Origin of the sequence: Tannerella sp., assembly GCF_030528505.1 — a bacterium.
GTDB lineage: Bacteria > Bacteroidota > Bacteroidia > Bacteroidales > Tannerellaceae > Tannerella.
Genome location: NZ_JAUMYS010000085.1, coordinates 1 through 11959, shown reverse-complemented (window position 1 = coordinate 11959; position 11959 = coordinate 1). Strand labels below are relative to the sequence as shown.

Genomic DNA, 11959 nt, shown 5'->3' with positions numbered 1-11959 from the left:
ACTTCTCGGCACAATCAAAGATTCCCAAGCACTGCTCGAAGCATTCCGGACGTCTGCAAAGAGAGACGGTCTTTTTTCGTTCAACCACTTGGATTTGGAAAAGATTTCTTCTACTTTTGTCCTCGCTTAATCCTGCATAAAACAAGATGAAACGACTCTTTTTCCTGCTGACGCTTCTGCTCTTATCGACCGGTTGCCTGCGCGACGAACTGCCGAACGCGGAAGCCGACATCCTGACATGCACCCTTGCCGAGGCGTCTCTCCTCAAACGCGAACCGATCATCGAAAACGATAAAATCACACTCCTTGTAAAAGCCAATGCAGACCTGACGCGGCAAACGCTTTCCTTCACGCTGTCCGACGGCGCCACCATCGAACCGGCCGGCGGTACGCCCCGCGACTTCTCTACGCCTCAGACATACACCGTCACATCGCAAGACGGACAGTGGAAAAAAACGTATACCGTCTCATTCGTGGCCGACGAACTGCAAACGAGGTATCATTTCGAAGATACAGTGGCCGAAAAAAGCGGTCGCTTCCATATCTTTGCCGAGAAGCAAAACGGACGTGTCTCGATGGAATGGGCCAGCGGAAACCTCGGATTTGCCATGACTGGCAACGCGCAGACCCCCGACGACTATCCCACCACCCAGTCAGCCGACGGATACAAAGGCCGATGCGTGCGCCTGACGACACGAAGCACCGGCAGCTTCGGCGCTCTTGCGGGTATGCCGATCGCCGCAGGAAACCTGTTTATCGGTACGTTCGATCTCTTGAGCGCGCTCAGCAGCCCGCTCAAAGCGACGCGCTTCGGACTGCCGTTCTACCGTCGGCCGCTATATTTTTCGGGCTATTACAAATACAAGGCAGGCACAACGTATTATCAGAACGGCCAACCCGCACAAACGGCAATCACCGACCGCTGTCATTTCTATGCCGTGCTGTATGAGACGGACGAGACGCTCAAAACCCTCGACGGCACGAATATCCTGACGCATCCGAACGTTGTCTGCGCCGCCGTCGTCGAAGATCAGAAGGAGACGGACGAGTGGACGCATTTCAAGCTCCCATTCATCATGCGCGAAGGCCAAACCATCGATGCGGCGAAGCTGCGCAGCGGTGTCTACAATTTGGCCATCGTCTTTACATCGAGTATCGCAGGAGCGACCTTCAGCGGCGCTCCCGGCAGCACGCTCCATATCGACGAAGTAGAAATTGCTTGTGAATAACTTTTATACTTTCGCCTCTTGATGCAAACGATCGGATTACTTTCGGACACCCACGGATGGTGGGATGAAAAATACGCCTCCTACTTCGCTTCGTGCGACGAGATTTGGCACGCGGGCGACATCGGTTCGGCCGACGTGGCGTTGCGACTCTCGGCCATACGCCCGCTGCGGGCCGTCTGCGGCAACATCGACGGTTACCCCGTGCGACAGATGTACCCGAAGACGCTTCACTTCACCGTCGAGGACGTGTCCGTCATGATGACCCATATCGGCGGCTATCCGGGACGTTACGAGCCGACCATACGCGCCGAGCTGTACGAGACAAAGCCGCGACTGTTCGTCTGCGGACATTCGCATATCCTTAAGGTGATGTTCGACAAACGTTTGAATTGCCTATGCCTGAACCCCGGAGCAGCGGGAAAAAGTGGCTTTCATACGGTACGCACGCTGATGCGCTTCGTCATCGACGGAGCAGATATCCGCGATATGGAGATTATCGAGTTGGCGAAACGGTAACCGGCTCAGTCTCGGTCGCGACCGAGACCGGCTGCTCGCGCTTGGCCGTGTATTGTTCCGCCAGGAATACGGTATGTTGCAGATACGCATACTCTTTCTCGAAATATTCGCTGAAAAGTCCCTGTTGCAGGTTTTCTTCGATCTGGCGAGGCGTCCAGAGTTTCCCTTCGGCTGTTTTCACATAGTTCACGAAGGCTTCTTCGGAATGGAGCGTCAGCACGTACAACGATACGAGCTGCGTCACCCGCTCGTTCTCGAACGCGTAGCGAACGAGGAAATGCGGCTTGGCTTCGCTCTTGGCTAACGAACTCCCCAGCAACTCACGGACAGTCTGATCGAACGTCTGTTTGAAAAGCACGTGCCCGTAGAACGGATGATCGAGCGCGTCGGGCGAGACAGGTTGAACGGAGCCGCGTTTGACGAGGTAGAGCATCCCGTCATACACGACGGCAATGCGCACCACCGGATGACAATAATGCCGCGCCTGCGAGGTGAGGCTGACCGAATAGGCAATGCGTCCGATCACTTTGCCTTTCTTATCGAGTACGGGCAACCATTTCTCTTCCGCCAGACCATGCTTCATCATCGAAACCCGAATCTGCTCGTAAGCGATAATCCCCAAGCCGATAAACAAAGGAGCCTCACGGTAAAGCAGCCGTTCGACCCAGATATGCTGGTAGCTTTCGGGCAGAATCATGTAGAACAGAAGGATAAACAGATGCAGCGTATAGACGTTCTGAGCGATATACGCCACAAAGAAGAACTCGCTCAAAGCCGTACGCAACGGAGGGCGCTTCAAGGCCGGACGGTTCGACTTCCGTACCCGACCGACGATCGGGCGCTTCGCAAAACCGGCCAGCGACAAGACGGCGACCAACAGCCATTCGGTAATAAGCGGCGAATGCAGATACAAGACCGGTTCGAGGCGCAAGAACAGAAACAGCGAATACAGTACCAGCGTGATGGCTGTGGGCAAAAACATAAACTGATACTTCCTGCCGCGAAACAGTCCCCAGAACGTAAAACAGCTGGCGACGCAGAACACGACCGCGATTACGAACGAGACGATATACGTATAAAAGTTGTTCAGGAACATCAACAACAGCAACGGCAACAGTCCGACGGCCTGATTATTCAGGCCGTTACGGATATCCATGCTGTTCTTTATGCGGGTAATTTGTTCCATGTCGTATATATAACAATGTATGGGGGAGCTTTGTTGCAAATAGGCGATTTTATTCTTCAAGCACGCGCTCGGCATGGTACGACGAGCGCACTAACGGCGCGCTCTCAACCGAGCGGAAACCTTTCGAGAGCGCCGTTTCACGATACGCCTCGAACTGCGCGGGGGTGACGTATTCCGTCACCGGCAGGTTCTTGCGCGAAGGTTGCAGGTACTGCCCGATCGTCAACGCCGATACGCCCACACCGCGGGCATCGTCCATCAGTTCCTCCACCTCGGCCGCCGTCTCGCCCAACCCGACCATGATCCCCGTCTTGACACACAGTCCGCGCTCGGCAATGCGTTTCAAAACGGACAGGCTCACCTCGTAACGCGCCGCGCTGCGCACCTGCGGCGTGAGGCGGCGCACCGTTTCGAGGTTATGCGAGATGACTTCGGGCGCCGCATCGATCACCTGATCGACGAGCTCCGTCCGCCCCTGAAAGTCGGGAATCAGCACTTCGAGCGTCGTCTGCGGATTGACTTCTTTGATACACCGGATCGTCTGCACCCAGTGCTGTGCGCCGAGATCGGGCAGATCGTCCCGGTCGACCGAGGTAACGACGGCATGCCGCAGTTTCATCAGGCGAATGCTCTCGGCCACCTGCGCCGGTTCGTCCGGGTTGAGCGGCCGGGGCTTACCCGTCAACGTATTGCAGAAACGGCACGAGCGCGTGCAGATATCGCCGGCAATCATAAACGTAGCGGTGCCTCGACTCCAGCACTCGCCCTGATTCGGGCATTTGCCGCTCGTGCAGATGGTATGGAGACAGTGCGACTCGACGATTTCTTTCGTCCGGCGGAACTGTTCGTTCCCCTGCAAACGTATTTTCAGCCAGTCGGGTTTCCGAAGATACGTACTCATTACAGATTTTCCAGCACGAAATTCGTCATCTTCGTATATAAATGGTAGCGCGTATTGCCGCCGTAGATACCGTGATCGCGATCCCGGTAGATATGCATGTCGAACTGTTTGCCGGCCTGCACGAGCGCCTCGGCATAGTCCATCGTCTGCTTGAAATGTACGTTATCGTCGGCCGTGCCGTGGATCAGCAGCAGCTTGCCCTGCAAATCTTTGGCCAGCAAGAGAGGCGACGTGGTATTGTAACCGTTCGCATTTTCTTTCGGCGTACGCATGAATCGCTCGGTATAAACCGTGTCGTAGTAGCGCCAGTCGGTAGGCGGCGCAACGGCGATACCGGCTTTGAACGTGCCGTTGCCGGTGCTCAGCGCCATCAGCGTATTGTATCCGCCAAAGCTCCAGCCCCAGATGGCCATCCGGCTGCCGTCCACATAGGGCAGCTTGGCCAGCGCCTGTGCGGCCTCGACCTGATCTCTCGACTCCAGCTCGCCGAGCTTGAGGTAAGTGCATTTGCGGAAGGTCTCGCCACGCGCCCCGGTGCCTCGCCCGTCGACACAGACGCAAATCACACCGTTCGCCGCCAGATACTGCTCCCATCCGAATTCGTAGCGGTCTAATACCGACTGCGAATTGGGGCCGCTGTATTGAAACATCATCACCGGATACTTCTTCGCCGAGTCGAAGCCGGCCGGCTTCACGATCCACGCGTTCAGCTCATAGCCCGACGCGGTCTGTACGGTGATAAACTCCTTCGGCGAATAAGCCGTGGCTTGCAGTGTCTCTTTCAACGACGCATTATCTTCGAGGGTACGCAGCGTCTTGCCCGTCTTCGTTTCGTTCACGGTGATGACGGCCGGCGTGCGGGCGCTGGAGTAACGGTTCACATAGTAGGCGAAGTTGGCACTGAACGACGCGCTGTTCGTTCCTTCCTGCTTCGTCAGGCGGGTCTTCACGCCCTTGGCATCCACCCTGTACACCGAGCGGCGCAGCGGACTTTCTTCGGCCGACTCGTAATAGACCGTGTTCGTCGCTTCGTCGACACCGATCAATCGCGTCACGTCCCAGTTACCCTTCGTCACCTGACGCTGTTCTACACCCGTTGCCGCATACTGATAAATATGCGCATAACCGTCCTTCTCGCTCACGTACAAGAAGCCGTTGTTCGTAAACATCAGCTCATTGAGCCAGTTGGAATCGACATACGTGTCGCTTTCTTCCTTGAGGATCTGCTTGCAGACCCCGCTCTTCGGGTTCGCATAATACATGCTGAAGATGTTCTGATGACGGTTCAGCGTCATCACCGCCAGCTGGTCGGGCGCGGCAGTAAAAGCGATGCGCGGGATGTAGCCGTCGGCATCGACCGGTACCGGAATCGTTTTGATGTCTTTCGTCTCGATGCTGTAGGAATGAAGCGTGATGCGGGAATTCTTCTCGCCGGCCTTCGGATACTTATAGTTATATTCGCCCGGATAATACCCGTCGCCGTAGATGTGCATGCCATATTCCGGCACTTCCGACTCGTCGGAACGCACGTACGCCAGATATTGGCTGTCGGACGACCAGCTCATCAGGTTCGTCACACTGAATTCTTCTTCATAAACCCAGTCCGTAGCGCCGTTGATGACCTTGTTCGGCACACCGTCTTTCGTGACCTGCACCTCCGTATCGTAATCGAATTTTCTCACCCATATATTGTTATCGACCACGTAGGCGCACATCCGTCCGTCGGGCGAGAAGGTAGGAATCATCACTTTGGCGCCGGAATCGTTCAGCGGTTTCACCATGTTGCGACGCACGTCGTAAGCGAACGTCTGTGCCTTGAACGAGCGACGATAAATCGGTTCCGTCTCGCGCCAGATGAGAATCCGATGCCCCATCGGACTCACCTCGTACCCTTGAAAATCATCGAACGTACACTCGCGTGCCTTTTGGGTATAAAAAAGCGTGTCGACCGGTTTACCCGTGCGATAGTCGTATTTGACAATCATCGTCCGCTCTTTGTTCATGGCCGTATAATGTATCCCGTCGGCCATGGTACGCAGTCCGCTGTCGGCCATCGATTGGCGGTACTTTCCGTCCGTGATCCCTCGCAATTCCACCCGCTGCTGCGCGCTGATCCCTCCTGCCGTGAGAAGCGAAAGCAAAAGGGCTATTCCTGTTTTCTTCACCATTGTTTTTTGTTTTTTTCTTCGGGCAAACTTAGATAAAAATTCCGACATTTCTAAACAAGTCCGCTAAAAAAAGGCGAAGCCGAATGGCGACTCCGAACAGTCGGAGAAGAGTGTTTATTCGACCTTTCTTTTGTTAAAAACCATTTACACTTTACCCTATTCAGACGGCATACGGATGCAATTTTAGCTACATACGGACGCGCGAAAATTTAGGTCCCGATCCCTCCCTTAAAAGTTCCCTATTCCTCTCTTTTCAAAAAAACTAATTGCTTTTTTTCAATCGATTCGCTTTAATAAACACATCATATTTTAATCGCACTATCGTAGAATTGAAATGCCAAATCGAAACTTTATGATGGTCCATCTATGTATTGGCGTTCCGGCAAAGCCGTCGGGCTATCCGCAGCTACTCTTTTCTTAAAAAAACACCAATCAATCACCTGTAATAAAACGAATTGACCCCTGCCACCCAGCCCCTTTCAGGAGAGAGCGGAAGTGCGAACAAGTTTGAGTTACTTTCGGAAAAAATATCGGCTATTTTTTTGTTTTTGAAAGTATGCGGATAAGAGAATAGCTGACATCCGACTGATCCTGCATAGTTTTTTTTATTGGGGTCTCTCGCACCAATAATATATACTCGAATCCGATCTCATATTGAAACCCCTCAATATGAGAAGATAGAGGTATCCAATTTGCCGATTCGTCCAACTTATACATCATGTAGGAACGCTTTACACCTCCCACTGGATCCGTCACCATCTCTGTGTGCGAAGCAATCCACATATTCAACTCGCGGCTTTCATTCTCATCACTACAACTCAAACAGAAGGCACACACAGCGAATATAATCATTAAAAACTTGTGCATTTCCATAATCCAACTTCTAACTAATTTAATTATGAAGCAAATATAATGATCTTATTTTGATAATTCAAAAAAGACACTCCTTTGTTCTCAATAATTTCAAAACGATAAAATCATGGAAAAGAAGAAAATATTTTGTGTATGGGTAAGCTTGTTATTAATTTTTTACGAGCTGTAGTAGTGATGAATTAGGAGAAGTAAAGCAGAAAAAAGACTTTACTCCTCAGTATTCTGCTTTAGCAGAACATGCAGATTCATATCTTTCAAAAATAATAGACAAATACAAGAATGAGATTGATACAATCTATAACTATGAAGAAGACATGAATCCGGGCAATAATAAGTTTCTCGGATTTTTTATTTTCCGTAAAACTAAAAGTTTGATAATACGTTTTTTTCTCTTTTTTACTGTGAAGCTTCGGGGAGGTTTCTCGCTTCTTATGAAGTTGCCAAATCAAAATTAAGCACTGGGCGTTCCGACTAAGCCGTCGGGCTATCCGCACTCACTCTTTTTCTTTAAAAGAAAGTTTAAACAATCGCTACTATCCCTAACCCATTAGCCCCCCTTCAGGGGAGATCGGAAGGATGAACAAGTTTTTCAATTCAATCAAGATTGAACAGTAAAACCCATTCGTCCTAATTCGATACAAACATATCTCCGATTTCCATAACAACGACGGGTAAGCATCCGTTCCGGATCTGCTTACCGTCTCTGATATTTCAAACGAAAACAAGTTTGGGATTTCTAATATGGCATATTTGCAATATTATACACTTATTTTCGAGATAATATTTGATATATCATATATTATATTTATATTTGCAGTGAAATAAATAATATCATGTATGGGAGTATAATGGAGAATCGTAAGGAATCAGACAATATAGAAGATACAAATTCATCAATAAAAAAGAAATGAAATCATGTGGAAAGAAATGAGTAATCCAGCTATTCTCGTTGAGATAGGAAAACGATTAAAGGAGTATCGAATTCGTAATGATATGACACAAAAAGATGTCGCGGAGCATGCTGGGGTTGGCATTGATACAGTTCTTCGAGTGGAAAGGGGGGATAATATTTCATCTTTAAAGTTAATTGCCATATTAAGAAGCCTTGACATGCTTGAGAATCTGGATGAATTTATCCCGAAGCCGCCTGTCAGCCCTATTTTATACAAGAAACTAATGGGAAAACAACGATATAGAGTTAGAAAAAGATGATTGTTCATGTGAATTTCTTTGATAAGAATGTTGGAGCGCTGATGTGGGATTCTGAAAGAAGTGTTGCTCTTTTTCAATATAGTAAAGAGTTCCTTCGATCAAATATTGACATCGCACCGGTGATGATGCCACTGAATAAGAGTGGTGAAAATCATGTATATCAGTTTCTTAGGAATAGAAATGACTGTTTCTATGGATTACCGGGGTTAGTCGCAGATTCACTTCCGGATAAATTCGGAACAGAGATTATCAATGCCTGGTTCTCGTCGAAAGGTATGCCGGTCAATTATGTCTCTCCTCTTGATCGACTTTGCTATATCGGGAAAAGGGGGATGGGGGCATTGGAATTTGAACCGAATCGAACAATTAAGGAGTTAGATTCTTCATCAGAAATCCGTATTGATATACTGACGAGTTTATCAGACACTGTTTTTAGGGATAGAGCTAATTTTATGGATCTATTAATACAAGAAGATAAGGCTATCCTTGATATCTTGAAAATAGGAACTTCGGCCGGAGGTGCGAAACCAAAGGCAATTATCGCATACAATGACGTTACAAAACAAGTGCGATCCGGACAGGTTAAAGCTCCGGATGGATTTACCTATTGGTTGCTTAAATTTGACGGAACAACCTATTCAGAGCATGGCAACATTTCTAATAATCCTCGTGGTATAGGTAATATAGAATACGCGTATTACCGCATGGCGTTAGATTCAGGTATTCAGATGATGGAATCCCGCTTATTAACAGAAGGAGATTTTTGTCATTTCATGACAAAACGATTTGACAGAACAGATTCAGGTGAAAAGATACATGTACAATCGCTGGCTGGAATTGCTCATCTGGACAGAGATATACCACATTCGTATGAAGAGGCTTTCAGCGTCATGCGAAAAATGAATCTTCCGTATGGCCAACAGGAAGAGTTCTTTCGGAGAATGGTGTTTAATGTCGTTGCTCGTAATCATGATGATCATACGAAGAACCATAGTTTCCTTATGGATAAAGAGGGGAAATGGTCATTAGCTCCTGCCTATGACCTTTGTTATGCTTATTCTCCTGACGGCAGATGGACACAGGCACATCAAATGTCGATCAATGGGAAACGAGATGGATTTACTTTTAGTGATCTGGAAAAGACCGGCCAGTCAATGGGAATTAACCGCCCTCAATTAATTATTGAGAGTGTGGTAGATGTAGTTTCTCAATGGAGAAAATATGCGAAAGAAAGTGGTGTAAAATATGATCACATGAAGCAGATAGAGAACAACCTCATTTTACTTTCGCAAAAAAGAATTTCTAAAGGAACCAATATCGCTAATAGTGGACATAAAATAACGTGAGTTCGATCTAAGCGGGCATCCATCTTGAGCTATCCATAAGCTCCTGATAGAGGTTGATGGATGGTTTCTTTTCAAAAAAAGAGTAAGCTACCAAAGCCGATAACACAAATCTAAGATTTCGCCTTTATCGTTGATTATCAGATGCAGTTTGAAGCCATAGAACCAGCCGATAGCGTATTGTCCTTTCCGGATGATCCCTTTGAAAGTACGGTGTTGCTTTTCTCGCTTGATATGACAGCTGCGCAGAGTGGCGTGGAGTCAATGAATGAGATGCCGGTACATTTACCTAAGTAGAACATTTTAAGAAATATGGCCAGGGCGGTATGCAGGCTTTACGTTGCAGTTCAACGAAACGATTGTAGGAAACAATATGGGTAAACCCTTTCTTCATATATTTTTTGGAATAAAATATATAAAAGCTTCTCAGGTTCTTAAAAGCTCCGCTGTGGAAGAGTACCAATATCGTCATCACTTCGCTCTGGGAAAGCGTAAACTTGCGATTTCGTTTCCTCTTTTTGCCATCTTCAAGGGTGTGCTCTTTGATTACTTGGTCAAATGCTTTGTGCAACTCGTCGATCATGAAATAAATTTACTCATTCGAGTTTTACATTCGTGATACGCTTCGCTTAATTCTGTAATTTTATGCTCCGGAATCATAATGGGATTATTTTACAATAACGCTATATTTCAACACTATAAAGACACTAAATTTCCCATTATGTTCCAACTTTTTGGACCCTTTTCTTACATCGAACTCACGTTACAATAAATTTTCTCCCGTATATAAATTTACGTACATACGGATGCGCGTAAACTTATATACGTATATAAATTTTGCTGCGTCCGTATGTAAGTTTATGCCGCTCGGAGCGCGTTAAGAGAACCATAGGGCATTAACAAATTTACAGCACGCAACGCGGCGCAGCTTTCACCCGTTCATGCGTTTTCGCAGCTTTGCCTCGAACTGATAATTTTTCAGTCCCCAGTCGGGCGCAAGCAGCCATTCCTTCGGCGCCTGCGACACGTATCGTTCGATAACGATGTCGGAACGCAGACGGCGGCGAAAGGCGACGACCAAATCGATGTATTCGTCGACCGTAAACAGATGGAACCGCTCGGGGTGTGCTTCATACTCGCGCCCCATCGCCGTATGGCGGATTATCTGCAACTGATGCAGTTTAAGCGAGGTAATGGGCAAGGCCGAAAGCACATCGGCGTGACGCAGCATCTCGTCGCGACTCTCGCCGGGCAGACCGAGGATCAGGTGTGCGCCTACGGGAAGGCCTCGCGCATGGGTGCGGCGGATCGCATCTTCCGACTCGGCATGCGTATGTCCGCGGTTGATCCGCTGTAACGTACGGTCGAGCGTACTTTCGAGGCCGTATTCGATCATCACGTACGTCTCGCGGGCAAGACCGGCCAGATAGTCGAGTAACTCGTCCGGCATGCAATCCGGGCGCGTACCGATCACTACCCCGACTACATCGCGACAAGCCAAGGCTTCTTCGTACTTACGTCGCAATTCGTCCATCTCGCCGTACGTATTCGTGTACGCCTGAAAGTAGGCCAGATATTTCATCTCCGGATATTTGCGGGAGAAGAAACGTATGCCTTCGTCCATCTGCGCCGTGATGCTTTTCTCCGCGCGACAATAATCGGGGTTGAACGTCCGGTTGTTGCAGTACGTGCAACCACCCGTCCCCTTGCTCCCGTCGCGATTGGGACACGTAAAACCGGCATTCAACGAAATCTTCTGAACTTTAAAAGGAAAAGCGTGCATCAGGGTTGAATAAATCCTTACAGTTCTATGGCTAATAACTCCTTCCCTAACTGATGCAAGGCTTTCTCTATTCTCTTGCGTTGTGCCTCTCTCGGCTTCTTCAGACCGGTAGCATATTGATGCATGAGTTTTTGGTTGATCCCGGTCAACCGTTCAAAAGCAGGATTACTGAAAATCCCTTTGTAATATTGTAAAAGACTCTCGGTATCGAAACGGTAAATCAGTTCATACTCTTGATGGGCTAAGCCTTCTAAATAACCTATTTCTATATTCGTTTCTATGCTGTCTAAAACCGACTGTTTACATGCTTCTACACTATCCCCCATCCCTGTGATCGGGTAGTCTCCCTCTGCATAGGCGCCATAAGTGCCATCAGAAGCTCTTTCAATAATGATTTTTATTTTTTCCATAATCCTGCCTAATGATAAATGAAGCCGTTATTTCAATCCCAATCGTTTCCTTAATTTCTGCTCTAATCCTTTCCCCAATTCTTTTGTACCATGATTCGGAATAGTTTCCTGCCTCTCACCATTGCTCCAAATTTCATGGCTTCCTTTTCCCTGTCGTACAAAATACCATCCTTTTTCTTTGATCTCCCGTAAAAACTCATTGCATTTCATCGCGCAATTCTTTTATTTACTGAACGCCGCAAAGGTATATAAAAATATACTCAAAACCTCTTTTTTCCCAAAAACAAACTTCTTTCTTTATACGTGGCCAGAATGATGAAAAATGAAAAGTGAAAAGT

At 48.1% G+C, this 11959-nt stretch carries 12 protein-coding genes; 4 read left to right on the top strand and 8 right to left on the bottom strand.

Annotated features, from left to right (window positions below):
• Window positions 1–146: 146 nt before the first annotated feature.
• Together Q4A89_RS10905 and Q4A89_RS10900 are read left to right on the top strand one after the other, a co-directional pair.
• Window positions 147–1229: a PCMD domain-containing protein gene (locus Q4A89_RS10905; protein ID WP_303185498.1), complete on the top strand. Its 1083-nt coding sequence runs from the start codon at window positions 147–149 to the stop codon at window positions 1227–1229.
• A 21-nt stretch (window positions 1230–1250) separates the two neighbouring features.
• On the top strand, window positions 1251–1745 hold the full coding sequence (locus tag Q4A89_RS10900) for a metallophosphoesterase (RefSeq protein ID WP_303185500.1): 495 nt from the start codon (window positions 1251–1253) through the stop codon (window positions 1743–1745).
• Here Q4A89_RS10900 and Q4A89_RS10895 read toward each other — a convergent pair.
• The 4 genes from Q4A89_RS10895 to Q4A89_RS11730 all read right to left on the bottom strand — a co-directional run bounded on the left by Q4A89_RS10895 (window position 1723) and on the right by Q4A89_RS11730 (window position 6783).
• The gene (locus Q4A89_RS10895; protein WP_303185497.1) at window positions 1723–2931 is read right to left on the bottom strand and encodes a hypothetical protein; all 1209 of its coding nucleotides are present in this window, start codon (window positions 2929–2931) and stop codon (window positions 1723–1725) included. The two genes, Q4A89_RS10900 and Q4A89_RS10895, sit on opposite strands and share 23 nt — an antisense overlap.
• A gap of 49 nt (window positions 2932–2980) precedes the next feature.
• Window positions 2981–3832, bottom strand: coding sequence for a lipoyl synthase (lipA, locus tag Q4A89_RS10890; RefSeq protein ID WP_303185496.1), 852 nt, complete (start codon window positions 3830–3832; stop codon window positions 2981–2983).
• Window positions 3832–5997, bottom strand: a complete 2166-nt coding sequence (locus tag Q4A89_RS10885) for a S9 family peptidase (RefSeq protein WP_303185499.1) — start codon at window positions 5995–5997, stop codon at window positions 3832–3834. The genes lipA and Q4A89_RS10885 overlap by 1 nt, the downstream gene beginning before the upstream one ends.
• A gap of 537 nt (window positions 5998–6534) precedes the next feature.
• The gene (locus Q4A89_RS11730; protein ID WP_368389511.1) at window positions 6535–6783 is read right to left on the bottom strand and encodes a DUF4377 domain-containing protein; all 249 of its coding nucleotides are present in this window, start codon (window positions 6781–6783) and stop codon (window positions 6535–6537) included.
• Window positions 6784–7788: 1005 nt separating this feature from the next.
• Here Q4A89_RS11730 and Q4A89_RS10880 point away from each other — a divergent pair.
• Both Q4A89_RS10880 and Q4A89_RS10875 read left to right on the top strand, forming a co-directional pair.
• The gene (locus Q4A89_RS10880) at window positions 7789–8085 is read left to right on the top strand and encodes a helix-turn-helix domain-containing protein (RefSeq protein ID WP_303185495.1); all 297 of its coding nucleotides are present in this window, start codon (window positions 7789–7791) and stop codon (window positions 8083–8085) included.
• The gene (locus Q4A89_RS10875) at window positions 8082–9431 is read left to right on the top strand and encodes a type II toxin-antitoxin system HipA family toxin (RefSeq protein ID WP_303185494.1); all 1350 of its coding nucleotides are present in this window, start codon (window positions 8082–8084) and stop codon (window positions 9429–9431) included. The genes Q4A89_RS10880 and Q4A89_RS10875 overlap by 4 nt, the downstream gene beginning before the upstream one ends.
• A gap of 87 nt (window positions 9432–9518) precedes the next feature.
• Here Q4A89_RS10875 and Q4A89_RS11725 read toward each other — a convergent pair whose 3' ends face one another.
• The 4 genes from Q4A89_RS11725 to Q4A89_RS10860 all read right to left on the bottom strand — a co-directional run bounded on the left by Q4A89_RS11725 (window position 9519) and on the right by Q4A89_RS10860 (window position 11831).
• Entirely contained in the window at window positions 9519–9677 is a 159-nt protein-coding gene (locus Q4A89_RS11725; protein ID WP_368389510.1) for a transposase, read from the bottom strand.
• 682 nt (window positions 9678–10359) lie between these two features.
• A complete protein-coding gene (locus Q4A89_RS10870; RefSeq protein ID WP_303185493.1) occupies window positions 10360–11211 on the bottom strand; it encodes a TIGR01212 family radical SAM protein in 852 nt (283 codons plus the stop codon).
• 17 nt (window positions 11212–11228) lie between these two features.
• Window positions 11229–11621, bottom strand: coding sequence for a hypothetical protein (locus Q4A89_RS10865; protein ID WP_303185492.1), 393 nt, complete (start codon window positions 11619–11621; stop codon window positions 11229–11231).
• Between the two features lie 27 nt (window positions 11622–11648).
• Window positions 11649–11831, bottom strand: coding sequence for a type II toxin-antitoxin system HicA family toxin (locus tag Q4A89_RS10860; protein WP_303185491.1), 183 nt, complete (start codon window positions 11829–11831; stop codon window positions 11649–11651).
• Between the last annotated feature and the right edge of the window lie 128 nt (window positions 11832–11959).